The 22,890-nt window shown below is 56.5% G+C and carries 28 protein-coding genes; 12 read left to right on the forward strand and 16 right to left on the reverse strand.

The genetic code is table 11. The annotated features are described in order from the left end of the window. Positions 1-8: 8 nt before the first annotated feature. Together GG681_RS09460 and GG681_RS09465 are read right to left on the reverse strand one after the other, a co-directional pair. Positions 9-947, reverse strand: coding sequence for a nickel/cobalt transporter (locus tag GG681_RS09460; RefSeq protein WP_153547465.1), 939 nt, complete (start codon positions 945-947; stop codon positions 9-11). A 51-nt stretch (positions 948-998) separates the two neighbouring features. Next, positions 999-1,649 carry a DUF1007 family protein gene (locus tag GG681_RS09465; RefSeq protein ID WP_153547467.1) on the reverse strand — a complete coding sequence of 217 codons (651 nt, stop codon included), beginning with the start codon at positions 1,647-1,649 and terminating at the stop codon, positions 999-1,001. 216 nt (positions 1,650-1,865) lie between these two features. Between GG681_RS09465 and GG681_RS09470 the strand changes: the two genes are divergently transcribed. After that, positions 1,866-2,483 carry a hypothetical protein gene (locus GG681_RS09470; protein ID WP_153547469.1) on the forward strand — a complete coding sequence of 206 codons (618 nt, stop codon included), beginning with the start codon at positions 1,866-1,868 and terminating at the stop codon, positions 2,481-2,483. Between the two features lie 76 nt (positions 2,484-2,559). Here the strand turns inward: GG681_RS09470 and GG681_RS17880 are convergent, their stop codons facing one another. Next, positions 2,560-3,321, reverse strand: coding sequence for a VPLPA-CTERM sorting domain-containing protein (locus GG681_RS17880; RefSeq protein WP_153547471.1), 762 nt, complete (start codon positions 3,319-3,321; stop codon positions 2,560-2,562). Between the two features lie 328 nt (positions 3,322-3,649). Here GG681_RS17880 and GG681_RS09480 point away from each other — a divergent pair, with 328 nt between their 5' ends. Next, positions 3,650-3,835 (forward strand): hypothetical protein, encoded by a 186-nt coding sequence (locus tag GG681_RS09480; protein ID WP_153547473.1) that lies wholly within the window; start codon positions 3,650-3,652, stop codon positions 3,833-3,835. 81 nt (positions 3,836-3,916) lie between these two features. Here the strand turns inward: GG681_RS09480 and GG681_RS09485 are convergent, their stop codons facing one another. Then, complete coding sequence (locus tag GG681_RS09485; protein ID WP_153547475.1) at positions 3,917-4,318, reverse strand: hypothetical protein; 402 nt, start codon at positions 4,316-4,318, stop codon at positions 3,917-3,919. A 517-nt stretch (positions 4,319-4,835) separates the two neighbouring features. Between GG681_RS09485 and GG681_RS09490 the strand changes: the two genes are divergently transcribed. Next, entirely contained in the window at positions 4,836-5,777 is a 942-nt protein-coding gene (locus tag GG681_RS09490; RefSeq protein WP_153547477.1) for a VPLPA-CTERM sorting domain-containing protein, read from the forward strand. An 80-nt stretch (positions 5,778-5,857) separates the two neighbouring features. Here the strand turns inward: GG681_RS09490 and GG681_RS09495 are convergent, their stop codons facing one another. After that, complete coding sequence (locus GG681_RS09495) at positions 5,858-7,075, reverse strand: pyridoxal phosphate-dependent aminotransferase (RefSeq protein WP_153547479.1); 1,218 nt, start codon at positions 7,073-7,075, stop codon at positions 5,858-5,860. 92 nt (positions 7,076-7,167) lie between these two features. Between GG681_RS09495 and GG681_RS09500 the strand changes: the two genes are divergently transcribed. The 3 genes from GG681_RS09500 (at position 7,168) to GG681_RS09510 (ending at position 8,479) form a co-directional block, all read left to right on the forward strand. After that, complete coding sequence (locus GG681_RS09500; RefSeq protein WP_235899837.1) at positions 7,168-7,602, forward strand: helix-turn-helix domain-containing protein; 435 nt, start codon at positions 7,168-7,170, stop codon at positions 7,600-7,602. An 86-nt stretch (positions 7,603-7,688) separates the two neighbouring features. Then, positions 7,689-7,907, forward strand: a complete 219-nt coding sequence (locus GG681_RS09505; protein ID WP_153547789.1) for a succinate dehydrogenase assembly factor 2 — start codon at positions 7,689-7,691, stop codon at positions 7,905-7,907. A gap of 74 nt (positions 7,908-7,981) precedes the next feature. Continuing rightward, positions 7,982-8,479 (forward strand): MarR family winged helix-turn-helix transcriptional regulator, encoded by a 498-nt coding sequence (locus GG681_RS09510; RefSeq protein WP_408057661.1) that lies wholly within the window; start codon positions 7,982-7,984, stop codon positions 8,477-8,479. A gap of 584 nt (positions 8,480-9,063) precedes the next feature. Here GG681_RS09510 and GG681_RS09515 read toward each other — a convergent pair. The 3 genes from GG681_RS09515 to GG681_RS09525 all read right to left on the reverse strand — a co-directional run bounded on the left by GG681_RS09515 (position 9,064) and on the right by GG681_RS09525 (position 11,170). Further along, positions 9,064-9,624, reverse strand: a complete 561-nt coding sequence (locus GG681_RS09515; protein WP_153547481.1) for a hypothetical protein — start codon at positions 9,622-9,624, stop codon at positions 9,064-9,066. Positions 9,625-10,016: 392 nt separating this feature from the next. Continuing rightward, positions 10,017-10,586, reverse strand: a complete 570-nt coding sequence (locus tag GG681_RS09520; RefSeq protein WP_194287170.1) for a discoidin domain-containing protein — start codon at positions 10,584-10,586, stop codon at positions 10,017-10,019. A gap of 155 nt (positions 10,587-10,741) precedes the next feature. Then, a complete protein-coding gene (locus tag GG681_RS09525) occupies positions 10,742-11,170 on the reverse strand; it encodes a VOC family protein (protein ID WP_153547485.1) in 429 nt (142 codons plus the stop codon). Positions 11,171-11,331: 161 nt separating this feature from the next. Between GG681_RS09525 and GG681_RS09530 the strand changes: the two genes are divergently transcribed. Next, positions 11,332-12,165 carry a thymidylate synthase gene (locus tag GG681_RS09530; protein ID WP_153547794.1) on the forward strand — a complete coding sequence of 278 codons (834 nt, stop codon included), beginning with the start codon at positions 11,332-11,334 and terminating at the stop codon, positions 12,163-12,165. 11 nt (positions 12,166-12,176) lie between these two features. Beyond that, the gene (locus GG681_RS09535) at positions 12,177-12,656 is read left to right on the forward strand and encodes a dihydrofolate reductase (protein WP_153547487.1); all 480 of its coding nucleotides are present in this window, start codon (positions 12,177-12,179) and stop codon (positions 12,654-12,656) included. Positions 12,657-12,836: 180 nt separating this feature from the next. On the opposite strand, the gene GG681_RS09540 is transcribed toward GG681_RS09535, so the two are convergent. Further along, positions 12,837-13,043, reverse strand: coding sequence for a cold-shock protein (locus GG681_RS09540; protein ID WP_153547489.1), 207 nt, complete (start codon positions 13,041-13,043; stop codon positions 12,837-12,839). 217 nt (positions 13,044-13,260) lie between these two features. Between GG681_RS09540 and GG681_RS09545 the strand changes: the two genes are divergently transcribed. Continuing rightward, the gene (locus GG681_RS09545; protein WP_153547491.1) at positions 13,261-13,575 is read left to right on the forward strand and encodes an ArsC/Spx/MgsR family protein; all 315 of its coding nucleotides are present in this window, start codon (positions 13,261-13,263) and stop codon (positions 13,573-13,575) included. Positions 13,576-13,633: 58 nt separating this feature from the next. Here the strand turns inward: GG681_RS09545 and GG681_RS09550 are convergent, their stop codons facing one another. The 5 genes from GG681_RS09550 to thrS form a co-directional block, all read right to left on the reverse strand. Beyond that, complete coding sequence (locus GG681_RS09550; protein ID WP_153547492.1) at positions 13,634-14,200, reverse strand: DoxX family protein; 567 nt, start codon at positions 14,198-14,200, stop codon at positions 13,634-13,636. Between the two features lies 1 nt (position 14,201). Then, on the reverse strand, positions 14,202-14,981 hold the full coding sequence (locus tag GG681_RS09555; protein WP_153547493.1) for an HvfC/BufC N-terminal domain-containing protein: 780 nt from the start codon (positions 14,979-14,981) through the stop codon (positions 14,202-14,204). A gap of 1 nt (position 14,982) precedes the next feature. After that, complete coding sequence (gene bufB / locus GG681_RS09560) at positions 14,983-15,858, reverse strand: MNIO family bufferin maturase (protein ID WP_153547494.1); 876 nt, start codon at positions 15,856-15,858, stop codon at positions 14,983-14,985. Between the two features lie 113 nt (positions 15,859-15,971). After that, on the reverse strand, positions 15,972-16,277 hold the full coding sequence (locus GG681_RS09565) for a BufA1 family periplasmic bufferin-type metallophore (protein ID WP_153547495.1): 306 nt from the start codon (positions 16,275-16,277) through the stop codon (positions 15,972-15,974). A 219-nt stretch (positions 16,278-16,496) separates the two neighbouring features. Next, entirely contained in the window at positions 16,497-18,428 is a 1,932-nt protein-coding gene (gene thrS, locus GG681_RS09570) for a threonine--tRNA ligase (RefSeq protein WP_153547496.1), read from the reverse strand. A 300-nt stretch (positions 18,429-18,728) separates the two neighbouring features. Here thrS and GG681_RS09575 point away from each other — a divergent pair, with 300 nt between their 5' ends. Beyond that, positions 18,729-19,805, forward strand: coding sequence for a hypothetical protein (locus GG681_RS09575; protein ID WP_153547498.1), 1,077 nt, complete (start codon positions 18,729-18,731; stop codon positions 19,803-19,805). A 273-nt stretch (positions 19,806-20,078) separates the two neighbouring features. On the opposite strand, the gene GG681_RS09580 is transcribed toward GG681_RS09575, so the two are convergent. After that, the gene (locus GG681_RS09580; RefSeq protein WP_235899838.1) at positions 20,079-20,486 is read right to left on the reverse strand and encodes an MAPEG family protein; all 408 of its coding nucleotides are present in this window, start codon (positions 20,484-20,486) and stop codon (positions 20,079-20,081) included. A 15-nt stretch (positions 20,487-20,501) separates the two neighbouring features. Beyond that, a complete protein-coding gene (locus tag GG681_RS09585; protein ID WP_153547502.1) occupies positions 20,502-21,302 on the reverse strand; it encodes an ArsR/SmtB family transcription factor in 801 nt (266 codons plus the stop codon). Positions 21,303-21,451: 149 nt separating this feature from the next. Between GG681_RS09585 and GG681_RS09590 the strand changes: the two genes are divergently transcribed. Next, complete coding sequence (locus tag GG681_RS09590; protein ID WP_153547504.1) at positions 21,452-22,216, forward strand: alpha/beta hydrolase; 765 nt, start codon at positions 21,452-21,454, stop codon at positions 22,214-22,216. After that, entirely contained in the window at positions 22,216-22,782 is a 567-nt protein-coding gene (locus GG681_RS09595; RefSeq protein WP_153547506.1) for a histidine phosphatase family protein, read from the forward strand. The genes GG681_RS09590 and GG681_RS09595 overlap by 1 nt, the downstream gene beginning before the upstream one ends. Positions 22,783-22,890: the final 108 nt, after the last annotated feature.

Raw genomic sequence — 22,890 nt, forward strand, 5'->3', positions numbered from 1 at the left:
TTGAACCGTCAGAGCAGGCGCAGGGTGATCTGGCTTGCAAGCAGGAAGATCAGCAGCCCGCCGCAGAGTTCCAGCAGGGCGGTGACGCGGCGCGTGTCTGGCAGGCGCGCCAATGTGCCCTGGCGCAGGGAGACGGCGGCAATGGCCACCGCGACGGTGACAGAGCCGGTGCCAAGCCCCATCGCCAGCGTGCCCAGCACCCCGGCCAGCATCAGATCAAGCCGCCATGTGAGCAGCAGCAAAAACAGCGCGCCGGTGCAGGGACGGATGGCGACCGATGCAATGATCGCCAGCGCATCGCGCAGGGAGTGGGCGGCGGCGACCTCATTCAGGGTGGGGCCGTGTTTGTGGCCACAGTCCGCGCAGATGCCATCATCACGGTGGTGATGATGGTGGTCATGCGTGTGGTGATGCGCGTGGTGATCGTGATGATGGTGATGCGCCTGGGGTTTGGGCGCGCGCAGTTTGCGCAGCCCGCGCCAGACCAGCCAGAGGCCAAGGGCGGCGATCAGCGCGTAAGATAGCGGTGCAAGGATCTCTTCGGTGATGCTGGTCAGCTCGACCCGGCCCCAGTTCAGCAGGGTGAGGCCGCCAACAACCAGCGCAATCGCCGTGAGCGACTGCGCCAGCGACGAGGCAAGCGCCAGGGAGATAAGGCGCATCATTGGCACTTTTTGTCCCATGCCATAGCCGCCGATCACCAGTTTGCCGTGGCCCGGCCCTGCGGCGTGAAAGAAGCCATAGGCAAAACACAGCCCCAAAAGCGACATCAATGCGCCGGGTTGGTTGGTTTTCAGGGCGCGCAGACCACGGGCAAGCGCGTTTTGCACTTGCTGTTGTTCCGCAGCCGCCCAACGGCTGATCTGGTCAGCGCTGCCCATGAGTATCAGCGCCAAAACAACAAGCGCAGCCCCCATCAGCAGGGTTGGAAGGGAAAGGCGTTTCATCAAAGGGCTCGGTCCAAAATGGGCGCAGGCAAATGCTGTTTCTGGCGGTGGTCAGTTTACCGGCTGCGGGCAGCTGATATGGATTTTGTCGGCAAATGAACGGCCGATGCGGGGAAAATTCTCTTCGGCGTCGCGGGCGGACATGGCGTAAAGCGTCTCTTCGACCAATGTGTAGGCCTGATCGAGATTGGGCGGGGTCACATGCGCCTGGCAGGGCGCGGGCGTTGTCACCCGCATGTCGACGGTATAGGCGATGAAATAGCTGGGATCATAGGCCTCGATCAGCAGCCCATCGGCGGGGGCGGGATGCAGCAGCGGGCGAAAGTGGCGCGTCGTGATGCGGCCAAGGCTGACATTGGTTTCCAGATGTTCGGGCGCGCCAAGCGGCAGGGCGATATCATCGTAGCTGACATAGGTGTCGCCTTCGAAATCCTCGCTGAGCTGCAGATCAAAGCCTGCAAGCGTTGCAAGTTCAGGCGCGGTGAGTTCGCCGTCGGCATCATTGTCCAGTTCAAGATCTGTCAGCACCAGAAATGAGTAATAATCATCATAGCTCCAGCTGACTTCGACCCCCAATAGCTGCCCCGCCGCATCAATGCGCAGCGCAATTTCGGTATCCACAAACACATGGGGATGGGCCTGCACCGCAGGGGCGCTGAGGGGGCTGGCAAGGGCTGCAAGGAGAAAGGCTGTGATCCGCATATCCCAGAGGTAGCGATGGGTGCGCCATGGGGCAAGAGGCGGCTGGCATTTCTGCACAATTGGCAATGGATGGCTGAGGCGGCGGGGCGATCGGCACCGGTTCCGCAATAAGAGAGCAGGCCAGGCCGATGTGCTCCTGTTGTGCATTGTTTTGCCAAACTTTTGTCTTATTCCGGGTGTCTTTACGAGGTGATTTCAACCTGTGGATTCATATCAATGAGACTTATTCTTGCTATTGGAGCGGTGCTGGGGCTTGCGGCCTGTGAGGTGCCAGAAACAGCGCGCCCGGCGCATAGCGCCTTTGCCGCGCCACAGTTGGATGGGGTGCAGCTGAAAAATCTAAGGGGCGGCTATACCGTTCCGCTGTCCAGTGGCGCTTTTGTCAGCTACAGCTTTGGGGTGACAGATACGACCAGAGGCAGCTACGGCCGTGCTGGAACGGGGCGCGCCTTGCCGGTGCGTGTTTCGATCTACGGTATTGCTAAGGATACAGGCCAGAAACCGCGTCTGATCGATCCGCTGCCGTCGATTTCATCCCGCGTGGTTGCCAAGACCGCCACCGCATCGGAGGCGGTGCAGTATGCCAAGGCGCTGGCGCAGCGCAGTTTCTGCAATGGGGGTACGGTGTCGGAAAACAATAGCGTGCCGGGGACGATCACAAACCCGGCTCATATCAGACGCATATTGGTGGAGACGAAAGGCGATCTTTTGGATCCCAATTACCGGGTGCCTGCGGACATCAGAGCAGGCAATGCGCCGGTGGCTGAAGAATTGCCGGGTCGTCCAGGCTATTGGCGCGTGCAGCTGCGTTGCTCATTGTGGCGCGAACACTAGGCCCAAAAGCAGAAACGCCCGCCTTGGGGCGCGCGTTTCCTTGGCTTGGTCGGTGGTTTGTTTGACCTGCGGCGGATCAGGCTTTTTTGCGGCGGCGCATCAGGCCCATACCGCCAAGCGCGCCTGCAAGCAGAAAACCTGCTGCGGGCAGGGGAACCGGTGCGGGCAGCTGATCTTCGGTGATGCCTGCATAGCGCACCTGTGACTGGGAATAGTTGTAAAAGCCAAAAGCACCATCGCCAAAGGAGCCTGCGAAGCTCAGCTCTTTTTGGTCATCCACAAAGACTTCGATCAGGTTGGCGGTGAAAGTCAGCTTGAAATTGTAAGACTGATTGTCGTTCCAACCGGTAGAGCCGAGGGTTGTGGCGCGCTGCACCTCATTCACAACGCCGGTGTGTTGCCAGAAATCCAATTCATCCGCCGCACCAACATTGCCGGTAACATGGCTGAGCGACATGCCAGCGAATGAGGTTCCAAGGCCTGGAAAGGATTGATCAGCCTGTTTCCAGTCAATCAGCCAGAAATCGGAGGTAGAGCCATCAAATTCGCCGGTATCATAGCCCAGAACAAATCCGATGAAATCATCATCCGAGGTGGTTTCAACCCGGATCTCACCTTCAAGCGAGGTGCCCCGATCCAATGCGCCGCTGTCGAAAAACACAGATGGGCGAGAGTTTTGCGTCTGGAACACACTGTCATTTCCAGCGCCCTGAACGTTCCAGTTGGAACCGCGCTCGCCGTTGGCTTCTTCGGAAATCCAGCCGCTGAGATCAACAGATGCAGCCTGTGCGGTGATTGGTAGAAATGCGGCCAAAACGGCCAATTTAACAATTTTCATAACTTCCCCCTAGGGACTAATTAACAACGCGGGCAAAATCCAAATCTCTGGGATTTCCTTCAAGGTTCCCATTTTAATAAAAATTACCCTTTACCTGTGGCCATATTCAGAAAATCAAAGGCGGCGACAGGCATGAGGGATTCTACTTATAGAGGAGTTTCTCCCCGGCGCTGGGTTGCTGTCTCATCCACGCCGTCAGAACATCGCAAAACGCTTTTGATTTCCGCTGGCCCCGTCATGAAACCGTCGGAGATCGGGATTAATCTCTGGCTTTGAGGGCGGTAGTGGCGGAATGTGGCCGTACTACTGTTTTGCACAGGAGGATGCGATGAAGCAGGTGCGCAAAGAAACCACCGACGAGGCGCTTATTCAGGAGTTTCTGAACAAGGGGGGCACGGTCAAGAAAGGCAAGACCAAGCCACCCAAACCAGAGCTTGGGCTGAGCAACAATCTTTGGAACAACAAATGGACTAAGGAAGAAAAAGCCGCGCGTGAGGAAAAACCGTCGGAGTGAGCGCTGGGCGCGATTGAGGGCGCTTAGATCGCGGTCGGCCCCATCGTGGCGGTTGCATATCTACCGGATCCTGCGGCTGGCCTAGTCTTTGCTCAGCCGGTCGGCCTTTTTACGCACCAAAACCGTGCGCAGATCATGCATCGCCAAGAGCAGGCGCTCGGTCACATCCTCAAGCTGGGCGTCATCGGCCTTGGATTGGGCCCATTGGGTGGTGAGGTTGAGGTGATCAATGGTGCGGTGAATGTCATCGAGGTCGCGCGCGGCCAGGGTGGCACGGCGTTCGGTTTTCCAGGTTTCGATCGCCTCAAGATCCGCGTCGCTCAGCTGACGCTCCCCCTGGGGGCGGATTTCACCGTTGCGGATATTGACCACGGCGATCTGATCCATCTCGATGCGGCGATGGCGGTTTTCGGTATCCACCCGAAACACGGCCGCCCCGTTTTCCCGGATGCGAAAATAGTAATCAGGCAGGGGCAAGCTCATCTTCGGCCTCGTGGTTTGGTTGCGGCGAGACTAACGGGAAGATGCAGGCACGGCCAGTGGTTTAGCGTGGGTGGGGGGGAATGGAGACAAGTTCAGATACGTCCAAAAACTGCTTGAGCTACGAAAGCGACGAATGAAACCGGTGGTGATGGAAAAAACGAAAAGTTCTTTGAGGGAATTTTTTAATGAATGAAAATAAATATCTATACCGTGTTTTTTGGAGTAAGTGCACACGGATGTTTGTATGTGTGGATCTTAACTGATCGTCTTTATGGATGTTAGTACGGAAGTTGGTTTGAGCGCGTTTGTATAATGTGCTGAGTTTGTTTGGTGTTTTTTATAGTGATGATTTTGTTTTGGCGCTTTGCTCCACTTGAGGAGAACGGAAACAATTGCAGTATTTTTTGCTAATTGTTTCGAGGGATTGATTGTGGGTTGTGGTGGTGTTTGTAGAGGTTGACTTTATATTTATTTCGCAACTAAATAAAAATGTTTTTATTGACGTGTGGTGGTAATAATGAAAGCCAAATTTCTTTCTCTCTCTAGCGTGGTTCTACTGCTGTCCTCGACACTTCCTGGCGTGGCTGCGACTTATAGTTTCGGTGGCGTAGAAGGTTGTGGGACGCCTGATAATGGATCGCACCAAAGAAGCTTCGGTGACCACAGCGGTGAGATTTCGGATGGTGGATTCGAGTATACAGCAACAAATAGCGGCTACGGCTCTTGTACGTCGCAGGTTGCGACGCGAATTGGCGCGGGATATGTTGGTGCCTCTGGAGCGGTATTGGGCTATAGCGGCTTTGTACAATCGACCTCTACAGCCAATTATCAAGTAGATATAGAAAGTGATCCTGGAAGCGGCGATCGTCTGATTCCGGTGGCGCTTACTTTTGATGCTACAGGTTCACTGTATCATCGTGTAACAGTTGATCCTGAGGTGACTGTCTTTAGCCCCAACTTCACATCTCGCTTGGAATTCCGAGTAAATGCCTACTACGCCGATGATGACACAAGGGTAATCGCGAATGCTGGTACGATTGCTAGTATTCGGAGGAATGACAATAGGGTTTACAATCTCACTACTGAGATGGAGAGTGTTGCTGAGCAACTCGAACTACGCATAGATGCTTTTGATACTTCGAGAGACCTATTGCTGGAGTTCATGATCGCCGGACGGACAACTGGTCCATACCAAGCGTCCTACAATAATTTTCCGATCGCGGATTATGTTACCGGAACAGCAAGCTTTGATGCAATGAATACGCTGAGTTTTGCGAAGACTGGCCAAGCCATTTCTCTTCCAGATGGGTTCTCGGCCAATTCTATTGGAGCAGGAGTTGTCAACGGATATTGGTCTGATCCACGTATTGCTATTGCTCCGATACCTGTGCCTGCGGCAGGCTTTTTACTTTTGAGCGCAGTCTGTGGTTTGCGTATAATACGCCGCCGCAAATCGTGAGTTCATATCTTTTATTTAGAACTCAAACAATTCTCAGGTCAGAGGCGCAGCATTTGGGCGCGCCTCTGACAAACACCGTCTTATGTAAGTGACGCGCAGAAGGTCTGGATGCGGGTGCAGGCCTCGCGCAGGGCTTCGTCTGATGTTGCGTATGACACGCGGAAGTTCGGCGACAGGCCAAAGGCTGCGCCAAAGACCACCGCGACGCCGCTGTCTTCGAGCAACTCGCTGGCGAAGATCTCGTCGTTTTCGATCACCACGCCGGAGGGGGTGGTTTTGCCAATGAGGCCCGCAATCGACGGGTAGACGTAGAACGCGCCTTCGGGCGTTGGGCAGGTGATGCCGTCGATCGCGCTCAGCATCTCAACCACCAGATTGCGGCGGCGGGTGAAGATCTCGTTGTTGGTGGCGAGATAGTCCTGCGGGCCATTCAGCGCCTCAAGCGCGGCGTACTGGCTGACCGAGCAGGGGTTGGAGGTGGATTGCGACTGCACCTTGCGCATGGCGGCAATCAGTTTTTCCGGGCCTGCGGCATAGCCGATGCGCCAGCCTGTCATTGCATGGGCCTTGGACACCCCGTTGCAGGTGAGGGTGCGTGCGTAAAGCGCGGGTTCAATTTCCGCCGGGGTTGCGAATTTGAAATCATCATAGGCGAGATGTTCATACATATCGTCGGACATCACCCAGACATGCGGGTGACGCATCAACACATCTGTCAGCGCCTTCAGCTCATCCGCGGTATAGCCCGCGCCGGTCGGGTTGGAGGGTGAGTTGAAAATCAACCATTTGGTTTTGGGGGTGATGGCGGCTTCGAGCTGGTCGGCAGTCAGTTTGAAATTGTTTTCAAGCGTTGCCTCAATCGCGACCGGCGTCCCACCTGCGAGCAGTACCATATCGGGATAAGACACCCAGTAAGGCGCGGGGATGATCACCTCATCGCCTTGGTTCAGCGTTGCCACCAGCGCATTATAGAGCGTGTGTTTGCCGCCGGAGTTCACGGTGACCTGTGCGGGCGTGTAGTCCAGTTTGTTGTCGCGTTTGAATTTGTCGCAGATCGCCTGTTTCAGTTCCGGGATGCCATCCACGGCGGTGTATTTGGTTTTACCTTCCGCAATGGCGCGGGTGGCGGCGTCTTTGATGTTTTGCGGCGTGTCAAAATCGGGCTCACCTGCACCAAGGCCAATGACATCGCGTCCTGCGGCCTTGAGCTCACGCGCTTTGTTCGTCACGGCAATCGTCGGCGAGGGTTTGACGCGGGACAGGGTGGCGGAGAGGAAATCTGCGGGCAGGTCGGACATTATACGCCTCGATTTGAAAGTTGAACGCGTCTGTCATAGGGTGCCCCTTATGGGCGATCAAGCGAGATCGCGTATTGATACAGGAGTGGACGATGGACAACCCAGAACTGAGCGGTGCCAATATGGGCGAGGCAGGGATTGCAGAGGTTGATTGGTACGGGCCGGATATGGCCACTCTGGGTGATCGCATTGCCGCCGCGCGGGAAGCCGCCGGGATGACACAGGCACAGCTGGCGCGCCGTCTTGGGGTGAAGAAAGCTTCGCTGTCGGGCTGGGAACAGGATCTGTCAGAGCCACGCACCAACCGCATGTCGATGATGGCAGGATTGCTGAATGTATCGCTTATGTGGCTGATGACCGGTGAGGGCGAAGGCACAGATGCGCCCGGAGTCGACCATGTTCCTCAAAATATGCGTGACCTTTTAAACGAATTGCGTCAAATGCGCATGGATATGCGCGAGGCCAGTGAACGGGCGGCGCGTCTGGAAAAACGTCTGAAATCCATCATCGAGGAGATGAACGCGTGACTGACCCCCTACGCCAAGCTGGCCTTGAGTTAAAAGAGCTGCGCCCGGCGGATGAAAGCCGCGAAAACCGACTTAAGCGCTTGTATATGCGCTCTATTCGTCGGGGTATCAAAGAAATGGATATCCTGCTCAAAGGGTTTGCTGACGAAAATCTGGCCCAGATGGACGATGAAACCCTGGAGATTTACGAGGCGATTTTGAACGAAAACGACCAGGATCTTTATCAATGGGTGACCGGCCAGGCGGCGGCGCCAGAACCGCTGGCGGGATTGATAAAAACCATATCGCAAACGTATCAAAAATAATGTGATTTCGCCTTAACTCAATTTTCGGGAATTTAGCGCAATCTGTTCTCAGCAAATTCGAGTCGGAGATGCGCATGAGTATGGAAATGCCAATAAGCCAGTCTGATACCAAAGGTTTCATGACTGGCTACCTTGAAGCGCTCGCGCTAGTCGAGCGTCTGCATCGTCTGCTGCTAGACGTGATCAAGGATGAATTTGAACGTGTAGGCGTTCTTGAAATCAATGCGGTTCAGGCTCTTCTGCTGTTCAACATTGGAGACAATGAGGTGACCGCGGGGGAGCTTAAATCCCGCGGCTACTATCAGGGGAGTAACGTCAGTTACAACCTCAAGAAGCTGGTCGAGATGGGCTATATGCACCATCAGCGTTGTGAAATCGACCGGCGCTCCGTTCGCGTCCGCCTGACGGCAAAAGGACGTGAGATTCGCGATATCGTATCCGAGCTGTTTCTGCGTCATGCAGAAGGTTTGGAAAATCGCGATGTGATCAGCGCCGAAGGGATCGCAGATATCACCATGTCGCTAAAGCGCGTGGAGCGGTACTGGTCAGACCAGATCCGCTATATCTACTAAAAGGTAGATACGTAGGAGAAATTCCACGCCTTGTCAGAGCGGCCAGAATGGCCCGGACGACTGGCAAGGGGTACGTTGTAGAATGCAACGGTGAAACAGTAATTCCAGAAACGGCCATCCGCAACGGGTGGCCGTTTTTGGTGTTTTGGGCCAAGGGGGCAGGGGCCCAAATCTGTGCTGACCGGCTGTGTTTTGCTGGCGCTTGTACTGCGTGATAGCGCGCTGACAGGCAACGTGGCGATGGGCAACGGGCGGATGGCAACAGGCCGAGGTACACATTCGGAGAGCGATGAGCGCTGCGAATTGCTGGGTAAGGTAATGCGCGTATGAGCTAGCGCTTTAGCAATCAAGATGCGCGCGGTGCTGTTTGGGCGATTTTGTGCCTGCCTGGGTATGGAGAGCAATTACATTTATGCGGTCGCTCAAGTGTTTTGGCCTAGTGCTGGTTAAAAGGCTGGCGTCTCGTCTCCGCGGACCGCATGTTCCGAGATAAAACTAGTTCTTGCTCAGTCAGCCCAACCTTGGATCGGTCGAAACTTCAGCAAGGCAAAGTGTAATCGGCCCGCCGTTGAATGGTTTAACAGCTACCTATTTGCAGCTCCAGGTAGCTCTGGAGCATCCGTTTCTGGCAAATCCAGAGCCATTGCCAATACGCGGCCCAAGGCACTTAAATCCTGTAAAATAACTTCCGACAGTTGGTGGTCGGGGGTGTCCAACAGTGAGTTCACCCATTCAAAAGACCACTGAAGTTCATGTTTGTTGAGCGCGGTAAGCGGCCTGACGACCCAACCTTCCTTATATTTGGAACTATAGCGCGTTGGCCAAGGTCGGTTGACTGTGGGGATTGGTATCTGTGCTGGATCCAAGGTGAAATCAGAGCAAATTGATCGGAAGAACTTCGCAAAATAGCCGGTGTTTTCCAGATCATCACGGCCATTGGTGATTGCATGAAGCACCAACGGCAACAGCATTCGATAGTGCTGAGGGCTAAGGAATGTCGTCGATTCATTCGCCAGTTCCAGAGTTTCAGGCGTCAGTTCTTCGTACAGGATCGGGATGGAAACGATGCCCTGCTTATAGGGCTCCTCGGCCAGAGGCTCTCCCAAAACCTCCTGACACAATCGGGTCGCAAAGTCAGGTTTCATTGATTTCCCAATCTCTTTTACCAATGGGCTCGACGATAAAGGCGGCTCAAGTATCTACTGCATACGCCGCGCTTTTAGCTGCTTTCGTGTGATCTGTCGGCCCGGTATGGTCGGCACAACAAGTCGCGGCTAATGTGGCTTGGGCGCATGTCTATAGTATCAGTTGTTTTGCAAATATTACATGCATGGGGTGCTGCGGTTTCGTGTGAAAAATATCGGCAGAAATTGGCTACACAATCTCTGGATATTTAGCATGCAACTTTTGTTGCAGCAGTGCGAATTGCGCCGCTCTTTAGGGAACTGGATGCGTTGAAGCGCGCATGCCGTCATCTTTGGCAAATGATAGAGCCGGTCGTTTGCACCGGCGTCTTATGTTTTAAACTTTATATGTGTCAGGATTTGCGCCGGGGTTTGCGTGCTACTGCCGCAAGCCCCGCAAGCAGCAGCAGGCCGGACGCGGGCAGCGGGATCGGCGCCACAGCCACCGCCGGTGAGCCGATCAGCTCAATCTCCCACCAGGCGACCCAGCTTGGTGTCTGGGTGGTTTCGATGCGTACAATCTGCGCGTTGACCGGGGTGTCAAAATCATATGTGAGTTTGGTCCGGTTTGAAGTCCGCTGGTTCCAGCTGAAGCTGAGAACACCATCAAGATAGACATTGTGATTGGTCACGCCGGATGGAGCCTGCAAGGCATGCGCATTGATCGAGGCGAGGCTGATGGTTTCACCCAGGTCAATTTCAATATGTTGGGGCGGGCCATTGCGTAAAACGCCACCCCCGGCATTCCAAAAGGTTCCGAGATCGCCGTCAATTGCAGCAGAGGGCAAGGCACCAGAAACCTGGCGCCCTGATGCCGTTGCTGTGGCACCAAGCGCATAGTTGATTGTTGCGGCCCGCGCTCCTGTTGCGGAGAGAGCTGCGCAAAGCAGAAGGCTTCCAATGGCGGTTTTCATTGCTGTCATGTGCCCGTGCTGATCGGTAATGGTCTTTGAAAGAGGTGTCCCACAAAAGAGTTGGCGCGGCGTTAATTTTTGCCGAATTGATCCGTAACAGCGAAAAAAAGCCCCCGACATTTCGGAGGCTTTGCCAGGGCCGGGCAACCCGTACCAGTGACCGCTTACCAGTGGCCGGTGTTTTCCATGCTGGCCCAGGGCTCTGCTGGTTCCAGGCGGTCGCCGTTTTGCAGCAGTTCCACCGATACATTATCGGGCGAGCGGATAAAGGCCATGTGGCCGTCGCGTGGGGGACGGTTGATGGTGACGCCATTGTCCATCAGATGCTGGCAGACCTCATAGATATTGTCGACGCCGTATGCGAGATGGCCGAAATGGCGGCTGTCATCGGGCAGCGCGTCATCGCCGTCCCAGTTATAGGTGAGTTCAAGCGGGGTGTCTTCCTGGCCCGGTGCGGCCATGAAAATCAGCGAGAAACGGCCTTTTTCGCTGTCCATGCGGCGGGTTTCTTTCAGACCCAGAAGTTCATAAAACGCCATGGATTTTTCCAGATCTTTGACCCGGACCATCGTGTGCAAATATTTAAGCGGCATATTTTTCTCCAGAATGGGAGTTATGTTGGCGCTAAACATCTAGGCTCCGCTCCCCGATAAAGCCAGAGGGGAAGGGATTTTTTAGCGCGCCACCGCTCTGGCCATTTTGCGGCATGCGTGGCACAAAAGGCGCAACAACAGATGTGTCTTTGGGGGCAGCCATGCAGCAGTATCTTGAGGCCTTGCGCCTTGTGCGTGATCAGGGGGTGCGCTCCAGCGATCGCACCGGCACCGGCACGATTTCACATTTTGGCCTGCAGTGCCGTTATCCGCTCTCTGATGGGTTTCCGCTGGTCACCACCAAGAAACTGCATCTGAAATCGATCATCCATGAGCTTTTGTGGTTTCTCGCAGGGGCCACCAATATCGGCTATCTGAAAGAAAACGGTGTCAGCATCTGGGATGAATGGGCCGATGAAAACGGCGATCTCGGCCCGGTTTATGGCCATCAGTGGCGCCGCTTTCCACGTTTGGAACTGGTCGAGGGCACCACAGGGGATGAGCCGTTGTATCGCGCGGGCACGGTGGATCAGATCGCTGATTTGGTGGAGCTCATTCAAAAAAGCCCCGACAGCCGCCGCATGGTGGTTTCGGCCTGGAACCCGGCAGATGTGCCCAATATGGCGCTGCCGCCGTGCCATACCCTGTGGCAGGTGCGCATTGCGGGTGGCAAGATGCATTTGCAGCTGTATCAACGGTCTGCCGATATGTTCCTGGGGGTTCCGTTTAATATCGCGTCTTATGCGCTTTTGCTGAAAATGCTTGCCCATGTCACCGGATATGAGGCGGGGGATTTCATCCATACGATGGGGGATGCGCATATCTACTCCAACCATCTGGAGCAGGTAGAGCTGCAATTGAGCCGTAGTCCCAAACCGCTGCCGCAGATCAATATTGTGCGCGATGTTAAATCAATCTTTGATTTTAAATACGATGACTTTGAGGTGGTGGGCTATGATCCGGACCCAACCATCAAAGCGCCGGTCGCGGTGTAGGAGAGCAGCGAATGATTACATTGATTGTGGCGCGTGATCGCAATGGGGCGATTGGCAAGGACAATACCATTCCATGGCGCGCGCCCGAGGATCTGAAGGCGTTTCAGCGCGAAACGCTGGGCGGAGCCATCATTATGGGGCGTAACACCTGGGATAGCCTGCCGGTGAAACCGCTGAAGAACCGTCTGAATATCGTGGTGTCTTCTGATCCCAATTGCGCCGATCTGGTGGTGCCAAACCTTGAGGCGGCGGTGTTTGAGGCGCGGGCGCAGGGCTATATGCGCATCTACGGCATTGGTGGCGCGCGGATCTATCAGGGCATGATGGAGATGGCTGATCGGTTGCTGATCACCGAGGTTGAGCTTGAGGTTGAGGGCGCAGACACCCATTTCCCCGAGGTGGATGACGCGCGTTGGCAGGTGGCGGCGCATAACCCGCTGCGCCGGGAAAATCCGGCCTGTGTGATGGTGGAATATCTGCGCAAAGCGTGATTGCCAGGCTAAGAACGCCTGAGCAGACACACCACGACAAGGATCCCAGAGCCGCGGCGGGCTTTGGGCAGCGCTCGGTCAAAAAGAGCGAAAAACCAACTACACCCCAAAACACGCGTGGCCTTTTGGGGAAACCAAAATCTGCTGCGCCCCGCGAGGGCGCAGCGGATGGTCTAAATCTTAAAGCGGCTTCAGTTCGCCGGCCATCTGGCGGCCATCGCGTCCTTCGGTCAGCTCATAGTCCACTTTCATATTGTCTTGCAGCCCCGTCAGCCCGGAACGTTCGACCTGGGAGATGTGCACAAACACATCTTTCCCACCTTCTTCCGGTTCGATGAAACCATATCCTTTTGTGGTGTTGAACCACTTCACGGTGCCGGTTGGCATATCCCGTGTCTCCTTCTACCTTTCACATTCACACAAGGCCGCCCTCATGCGTTTGGCCAAAACGCCCCTTGCCTTGATGAGGTATTTCGCGATTAACAAGGCAGGTGATACGCGATGGACCTAGGTAAACTTTTGCATGCGGATTGCAAAAATCAAGCAAAACACATCGTCACTACCATAAATTGTGTTGGCGTTGCCGAACTAGGAAGGAATTTTGATGAGACTTTATGGCCTAAAGACCTGCGACACCTGCCGAAAAGCGTTAAAAGCCCTCAAAAACGCCGAATTGGTGGATGTGCGCGCTGACGGGGTGCCTGAGGCGGTTTTGACGGCAGCATTTGCGCAATTTGAAGGCAAGCTGCTCAACACGCGCTCTACAACCTGGAGGCAACTGGATGAGGCAGAACGCGCCCGTGCGCCGCTGGAGCTGATCAAGGAACATCCAACCTTGATGAAACGTCCGCTGATCGAGGTGGATGGCGCATTGTATCTGGGTTGGGATAAATCGGTGCAGGCGGCATTGATTGAATAAAAAAACGCTCTGCCGCGGAAAGCCGGGGCAGAGCGTTCGATTTTAAGCGGGCGGAAGATCAGTAGGGATCGTTACCCGCAAGTTTTTTACGCAACAGCGCATCCAGCGACAGCGCGCCGCCGCCTTTGATCACGAGCACCAGCAGCACGAACACCCAGAACAGGCGCTGATCCAGGATCACCGCATCGGGGAAGCGGTCAAACACCATGCCAAGGGTTTTCATGTCGGTGGCATTGTGGCCAAAGACATCGGTGAGCGACTGCACCACCACAAAGCCGATCATGCCAAGCGCGGCCACGCGGGTGAGCAGGCCCAGCACGATCAGTGCAGGTAGGATGAATTCCGCCACGGTGCCCGCGATGACCACGGTGTTTTCAAAGGCACCAAATTGCGACACGTCATAGCCTGCCGCTTCGAGCTTTTTGGGGAAGATCTGGCTGTAGGCACCGATCGAGGGGGAGAACAGGCCAAAGAGCCCTTCGCCCAGTTTGGTCATGCCGGATTTCCAGAAATAGAGCACCAGCGTCGAGGCAAAAATAAGACGGGCTAGAATGGGAGAAATCAGATCGCCGATTTTTTCAACGCGCGCAGTGATCCCATCGTGGAGTGTGAGGAGCGTGTTCATGTTAATTATTCCGATCCAGGTCAGTGAGAGCGCCGCCCTGAAGCAACAGCGCAAGAGTGGAGCTGAGGTCAAATTCTTCTGTGTCCTGGCAGGCGACCTCATAGGCCTCACCAAGTGTCTTGCCCGCCATCACGGCGGTGATCCAGGCCGCGCCCCCCTGTGGAAGGAGCGCAAGTTCGGGATCAAATTCCGGGCGCAGGATCAAAACGTCCTGGGCGCTGGCAGTTGGAGCGGGGGTGCCCTCAACCATGTTAAACCGCCAGATGTCATAGATCGGCCAGGGCGAGCGGATCAGTTTGATCGCAGGCGCAAGCGTCAGGCGCGCCTGCATCAGCTGATCAGGTTGCAGCGTCCCGAGTAGATTGGCATCCATCGCCACCGCATCTGCGGCGTGGTAGCTTTCGCGCATTGCCTGTTCGAGCCGGGCCACATCGGGCAGGTAGCCGAGGTGAGAGAGCTGATCGAGCCCTGCGATAAAGCGCGGAAATTCATCGCCGTAGTGCATCATCAGCGGCGATTTCGGCGGGTGTGCGCGCAGAAAGATCCCCGAAAGCCCTTTCATATTGTCCTCACCCAGCAGTTTGGTGATGACTGGAAAGGCCTGCATCATCGCTTCGGTCAAAGAGACCGCCACATTGTTACGATAGACGTTGAAACGACGCCCGGCAGGACGGTTCAGACTGTCGCGCAGACCAAAGGGAATATCGCGGCGCGCATCCATCATCGCATGGGTGAACTCTGCCTGAGAAACGGCAGCGGCGGGGCTGGGATCACGGCTCATATCAGGAGACCTCGTCTGTGACCTTGGCCGCGACTTTGGCAAGGGCTTGGGCGGCGCGCTGCGCCTCGGCCTCAAGCGTGGGCCAATTGGGCACGTCGGTGTCCCATTCGATCAGCGTGGGGGCAGGGCCCATCTGGGCCAATGTGTAATCCAGCAGCGCCCAGACCGGATCAACCACCTCGCGCCCGTGGCTGTCGATCAAGAGCGGCTTGCCGTGGTCGTCTTCGTCCTCATCGTGGCCGCCAAGATGGATTTCCCCAACCAGTTCGGTGGGGTAGGCGTCGATATAGCCCTGGGGGCTGAAATCGAGATTGGTGGCTGAGACAAAGACGTTGTTTACATCCAAAAGCAGGCCACAGCCGCTGCGGCACGCCACTTCTTTCAGGAACTCGGGTTCTGACCAGGTGCTTTCCGAGAAGGCGAGGTAGCTGGAGGGGTTTTCCAACAGCATCTTGCGTCCAAGCGTGGATTGCACGTGATCAATGTGATCGCAGACCCGCTGCAGCGTCGCGTCGGTGTAGGGCAATGGCAGCAGATCATTGTAAAAGCCGCTGTCATGGGTCGACCAGGCGAGATGTTCGGAGAAAGACGCAGGTTGCAGCCACGCCACCAGATGTTTCAGCCGGGTCAGATGATCGGGGTCAAGCGCGCCTTCGCCGCCAATAGACAGGCCAACACCGTGAACGGAAATCGGGAAATCTTCGGCGAGATGGCGCAGCTGCGCCAGCGGGCGGCCGCCATCACCCATGTAGTTTTCGGCGTGAATTTCCAGCCAGCCGACAGAACCGGCGTTTGCGACAATATCGTGGAAATGTTGTGGCTTGTAGCCAACACCCGGCGTGTGGGGCAGATGGGTGAATGTGGGTTTGTCCAGCATTGTATCCTACTTTCTGCGCGGTTCCGGGAGCCTTTCTTGAGGGGAAGGGGGCAAAGGCAAGCTCTGCCCCCTAATTGATATATTATTCAAATATATCAGAGATCTGTGACAGCTTATGCTGGCAGGTCACGATCCTGTGCTTTCAGCGAGCCTTTGCGCTCGGTGCCGTCTGCCATTGCAGGCAGTTCGATGGAGGCGCAGGAGCCTGCGTCAACCAAGGTCCATGCGTTGCCTTGGTAGTCAACGGTGGAGGTGCCGGCGCAGGTGGTGCCTGGGCCTGCGGCGCAGTCGTTTTCGCCCGCCAGGGAAATGCCGTAGCACTTCTCTTTGGATTGAGCGGATGCTGCACCGGTCAGAACGGTGGTCATAGCTGCGGCTACGGCGCCAGCAACGGCAAAGGTTTTTGCGGTGTTCGACATCTCATTATTCCTTTCGGTTACACATGCGGTGTCGTCGTGATGACATGAAAACACTAACCCGGAGTATAGGGCGGGTGAAGTCACGAGGCCGTTAGTAACAGTCGCGTCAGCCCGTGTTACGAATTTGTGCCAGGTATCCGGGAAAATCCAGCTTTGGGGTAGCGCAAACAGAAAAAACGGCCCGCGAGGGGCCGTTTTCACAACAGTTTTTGTAACAAATTACAGCAGGTCGGGCGGGGTTGCGGCGCGCTTCAGCTCATTTGTAACATTTTCAAGGCTTTCGACCGAGGTGCGTTTCTCACCCAGGCGGCGAACCGAGACGCTGCGCTCTTCCACTTCGCGGTGACCTACCGCAAGAATGACGGGCACTTTGCTCAGGGAATGTTCGCGGACCTTGTAGTTGATCTTTTCATTGCGAATGTCGGCCTCGGCCTGAACACCAGCGGCGCGCAGGGTCTGAACCACTTCATTTACATAGTCATCGGCATCGGATGTGATCGAGGCCACAACCACCTGACGTGGCGCCAGCCAGAACGGCAGTTTGCCTTCCCAGTTCTCAATCAGGATGCCGGTGAAGCGTTCGAGCGAGCCAAAGAGCGCGCGGTGCAGCATGACCGGAGCCTGCTTTTCGCCCGACTGGGTCACATAGGTGGAGCCAAAGCGTTCCGGCAGGTTGTAATCCACCTGCAGGGTGCCGCACTGCCAGTCCCGGCCAATGGCGTCACGCAGAACGTACTCGAGCTTGGGACCGTAAAACGCGCCTTCACCTTCAAAGATGGTGTATTCCATGCCCGCCCGTTCCAGCGCGGTTTTCAACGCGCCTTCCGACAGATCCCAGCTTTCGTCGCTACCGATGCGGTTTTCAGGCCGGGTCGAGAGTTTGACGTGGACGTTTTCAAAGCCGAAGTCTTTGTAGATCGACAGGATCAGATCGTTGACCTTAAGGCATTCATCGGTCAGCTGCTCAGGGGTGCAATAGATATGCGCATCATCCTGGGTAAAGCTGCGTACCCGCATCAGCCCGTGCAGCGCCCCGGATGGTTCATAACGGTGCACCTTGCCAAATTCCGCGACCTTGATCGGCAGCTCACGATAGCTGCGCAGGGTATGATTGTAGATCATCATATGGCCCGGGCAGTTCATCGGCTTCAGCGCGTAGTCGCGATCATCATGGGTTTTGGCCAGGAACATGTTTTCCATGTAGTTGAACCAGTGGCCCGAGGTTTCCCACAGGGCGCGATCCATGATGTCGGGGGTGTTGACCTCTTCATAGCCCGCGGCCTCTTGGCGACGGCGCATATAGGCGATGAGGTTTTGGAACACGCGCCAGCCCGCCGGGTGCCAGAACACTGAGCCCGGAGCGTGCTCTTCGAAGTGGAACAGATCCATTTCGCGGCCCAGTTTGCGGTGGTCGCGCTTGGCGGCCTCTTCGAGCATGGTGAGATGCGCTTTAAGCTTTTCTTTGCCGGTGAAGGCGACGCCATAGATCCGTTGCAGCATCTGACGGTTGGAATCACCGCGCCAATAGGCACCGGCCACCGACATCAGTTTGAACGCGTCACCTGGCAGCTGGCCGGTGTGTTGCAGGTGCGGGCCACGGCAGAGATCCTGCCAATCGCCATGCCAATACATGCGCAGCGGCTCATCGCCGGGGATGCTTTCGATCAGCTCGACCTTATAGGGTTCGTTATTGTCGGTGTAGTGCTGGATCGCGCGGTCGCGTTCCCACACTTCGGTGCGGACTTCATCACGCTTGTTGATGATTTCCTTCATCTTCTTTTCGATCGCACCCAGATCTTCGGGGGTGAAGGGCTCTGCGCGGTCAAAGTCGTAATACCAGCCATTGTCGATGACAGGGCCGATGGTGACTTTGGTGTCGGGCCAGATTTCCTGCACCGCGCGCGCCATCACATGGGCGAGGTCGTGGCGGATCAGCTCATTGGCCTGCGCCTCATCCTTCATGGTGTGGATGGCGATCGCGGCGTCCTGTTCAATCGGCCACTGAAGATCCCAGTGTTCGCCGTTGACGGTTGCGGAGATGGCTTTTTTGCCAAGGGAAGTGGAAATGCTCGAGGCGACCTGCGCGGCGGTTACGCCAGCGTCAAATTCACGTGCATTGCCATCGGGAAAAGTAAGGGAGACTTGGGCCATTGTTCTGGCACTCCTCGTCGGTTTGGCGCCCACTGAACGCCCGGTTGCGGGTTATGGTGTGCGGCCTTCCTGCCCAATGGCGCGGGGGAGGTCAAGGCTTTGATCCAAAAGCGGGCTTGTTGTGGGGCTGATGTCACAAACCGAGGTCACAGCACAGGTCAACAGTTGCAGAGACGTTACGGGTGTTCTGGCGGTGCACTATCGCATAGGGAGAATTTAGTTCGACCTAGGATTGAATTTTTGTTACACAGTTGTGCAGGAGTTGCGGGGATTGAATTTGATTAGAACTGGGGGAGCCAGATGACAGAAGAGCCACTGTGGACGTTTGAAGATGGTGAGACGTTTCAGGCCGCCAGTAATTTTCATGCGATGTCAAAGGATGTGCTTACCGGGCCCTGCGCCCACCGTGGAGACGGTGGTGATGCGGCGCATGAAAGCATTGTTGATATTCACCGGATGGCGCGGGTGGAATATGCCAAAAACATCCATAAGGTTGGCCGCAATGTCTATCCGTTGATCATTGCGCGCGACAACGCGCCTGAGGGCGACCGCGCTGATCAGGGGCGGCAAGGGCTGGGCGGGGTGTTCACGCTCTATTTGAAGGGCGGTGAAACCCGTACGATCCAGCCGACACCCGCAGGTTATGAGCGGCTGAAATGTCTGAGCCATATTCCTTTGGGCCTGTTTAATATTCTCAGCCCGCATTTTCTGGATCCCGGCGCGCGGGCATGGATGGGTAAGACCCGTGAAATGGGCGCAAAGATCAGCGAGGCTGTGCGCCGTTTGGACGACGCAGCCTTTGATGCGCGCGAGACCAAGGCGGCCGCGACCATTTTGCGCCGCAGCGAAGGCTATGTGAACCGCATTCTTGAGGATCAGAAAGTGACGGCCGAGGGGTTTGAGGTTTATGCGGCCTCGATCCGGGCGAGCATTCGCGATGCGATGGATTACGCGGCGGAGTTGCAGATGGACGCCTGTATGGCGGCGCTGCGCACATGGCGCGATGAGCTGGGAGCGGATGAGTGGCGCAAGCTGCATGTGGTGGTGACAACCATCTGGCCAGTATCCGAGCACAGCCCGCGCTGGCAGCTGTTTCGCACCCTGATGGATCCTGAGACGGTAGACACCCATCTGATTGTTGGTGAGGGCGTCAAGACCACGGAGGAAGCGCGCGATCTGTTGGGGCGCATTGTGGCGGATCGGCTGGCGTCACGCCTTATTGTGGGCATTGATGATGAACGTGGCCGCCGCATGACCCAATGTCTGAGCTCGCGCACGGATGTGGTGGCAGACAGTGCCTACCGCGCCTTGCAGCGGCAATGTCCGATGGCTGGCGGGGTGGAACAATCTGACGACAAGCCGGCCAAGGTGGGCTGATGTGGCTGCGTGATCCAATGGGGCGCTGCGCGCACAGGGTAAGCTGGCGCGCAATGCGCCAGCCGGGCGAGGCGCTGCCTCGCGCTCCGGAGTATTTTTAAAAAGGTGAAGGGCAGTTGGAGCAGCCGGTAAGGCGGTCAGATCCTGTGCCTGCACATCTGACCTTGGCGGTTTTGAGGATCTGGCGGGCAGTGTCGGAATTTGTGCGCGATCGGGCGATGGTGACGCCGAAAAGGAGAGAGGCGGCGCATCATAATGCGCCGCCAAAGCGCGCTAGGCGCCAAGGTTCAAAAGCAACACCACTGCAATCGCCACGGTGCAGCCATAGCTTGCCGAAAAGAGGAGAGGGCGGATTGGAAACACCGCCAGACCACTGATCATCCCCACCGCATGAATGAGCCGGATCCAGAAAAACGCAACCGTTGCCGCCGCGGTCAGCGCGGTTGAGACTTGGCTGACATGGGCAATCAGCACCACCGCCGCAAAAGGCACGGTGGTTTCCAGCGCGTTTTGATGGGCGCGAAAGGCGCGCTGCACCCAGGGGCGCAGCAGGGAGCGATCGGGGGGCAGGCTGAAATCGGTGTAATCTGCCTGTTCCGTCGCCAGCCCGATCACATAGGGCAGCCAAAGCGAGCCAGTCAGCAGCACGCTGAGGGTGAGATAGGTGAGTTCTGTGGTCATCATCAGGTTCCTGTGTCAGCCGTCTTCTTTGATCGGGGTGCCGGTTTCCAGCCAGGATTTCAGTGAAGCCGCAAAGCGCATCCAGCCGTCGCGAATACCCTGATGGGCCGGGGGCACCGCGTAATGTTCACAGGTGAGTTTGCAGATATCGCCTTCGACATCAATCAGGAAGGCAATATGGCTGGGGGTATTGTCGCCTTCGCAGAAATTGGGCTCAAAGGTCATATCGATGCGCGATTTTGGCGTCAGTGAAATCACCCGCTGGGTCAGCATGGAGGAGCCATCCTTGCGGATCATGGTCAGCGCTGCATCGGGGGCGGTGGCATCGCCTGTGGCGCGGTCGCAGGCAAAATGGTGCAGCGCCACCTGATCTGCCAAAGTCAGCGCATCCCACAGCGCATCCTGGCTGCAGCGGATCATGGTTTGATGGATGAAATCGGGTTTGGCCGCGGAGGTCGATTCTGTTGTGGCGGTATCAGGGCTGAAGACTGTGGCAGACATAGGTGTTTCCTTTTCCAGGTGGGTTTTCAGATCGAGCAATCCACGGGCCACGGGGCCTGCGAGCAGCGGCTCAATCCAGCGGTCGATGACTTCCTGCAGGGGTACGGCATTGAGATAGTGGTATTTGAACCGTCCCTGTTTTTTGGACAGCACCAGCCCCGCGTCTTCGAGCAGGGCCAGATGTTTCATCACCCCAAACCGCGTCATGTCGAACTGGGGTTCCAGCTCGCTGAGGCTTTGACCGTCTTTCTGGCGCAGACTGTCCAGAATGGCGCGCCGCGCCGGGTCGTTGAGGGCTTTGAAGATCTTGTCCATATCATCCTTATATGTGATTCTTTGGTCACGTGTCAATTTGGTCACCTAATGCTGGTCACCTAATGGGAAGTGCGGCCAGGGCTATGGGGCGTTTGCGAATCTGCGCAAACATGGCAAGGCTTTCGCATACAATGTGAAGGAGAGCGCCCATGTCTGATCAGCCCAGCACAGCCGCAAAAGAGCCGCAGTATCTTGTAACCGAGACCGGGCGGCGTATCGCCTATCACAAGAGCGAGGGCGCAGGGCCGGTGGTGGTGTTTCTGGGCGGATTGAAATCTGACATGGAGGGCACAAAGGCGCTGGCGCTTGAGGACTGGGCCAAGGCGCGGGGGCAGGCGTTTTTGCGCTTTGACTATTCCGGCCACGGGCAGAGTTCGGAAAAATATGAAGACACCTGTATCGGGGACTGGCACCAAGACACGCTGGCGGTGATCGATCAGCTGACCGAGGGTGAGATCGTGCCGGTGGGGTCCTCGATGGGGGGCTGGCAGGCCTTGTTGCTGGCAAAGGCGCGTGCGGATCGGATCAAAGGCATGGTGACGATTGCCGCCGCCCCGGATTTCACCGAAGATGGCTGGTGGCAGAGCTTTGATGCGGCACAAAAAGATGAGTTGATGGAGAAGGGCGTGGTCTATCTGCCCTCTGATTACATGGAGCCCTATGTGGTCACCAAACGGATGGTGGAAGATGGGCGCGCGCATCTGGTGTTGCGCGATGCGTTGGGGCTGCCCTTCCCGGTGCGCTGTTTGCAGGGCACCGCCGACACCGCTGTCAGCACCGAGACCGCGCTGCGCCTGCTGGACCATGCGCGTTGCGATGACATGCGGCTGACGCTGGTGAAGGAGGCGGATCACCGGTTCTCGGATGAGGCCTGCCTGAAGTTGATCGAACAGGCCGTGGAAGAGGTGCTGTAATGCGCAGGTTGATTTTCATCACTCATGGGGAGGTGGAAATCGACCCCGATGTGGCGGTTGAACAATGGGGGCTGAATGCCATTGGCCGCGCCCGTCATCAGGCGTTTTGCGCCAATGACGTGGTGCAGGATGTGGCGGTGGTTTATTCCAGTGCTGAGAAAAAGGCGCTGGACGGGGCAGAGATACTGGCGCGGGGCCTGCGCCATGAGGTCCTGCACGATCTGCATGAAAACGATCGTACCGCCACCGGCTATTTGCCCAAGAAAGAATTCGAACACACGGCCGATCTGTTTTTTGCCCACCCAACCGAAAGCATTCGTGGCTGGGAGCGTGCGGTGGATGCGCAGGCGCGGGTTGTGGCGGCGCTGCAGGAGATCGCAGCGCGTGAAAGCACGGGCGATATTGCTGTTGTGGCCCATGGTGGCGTTGGCGCTTTGGCGCTGTGCCATTTTAGTGGTGCCGCCATTGATCGCAGCTGGGATCAACCGGGCGGCGGCGGCGGCAATTACTTTGTGCTGAACCTGAAGGACTGGCAAGTGGCGCAGGGCTGGACGCCGATCGATTAACACGATTGTGCAGGTGCAGAAAAAGCGTGCAAGCATCTGCGCAACCTGCGATAGTATGCGCACTTTGCAATGGACGCGACGGTAAATGCCTGCGCCGGCCAGCCGTGT

It is taken from the genome of Tritonibacter aquimaris (assembly GCF_009617595.1).
Taxonomy (GTDB): Bacteria; Pseudomonadota; Alphaproteobacteria; order Rhodobacterales; family Rhodobacteraceae; genus Epibacterium; species Epibacterium aquimaris.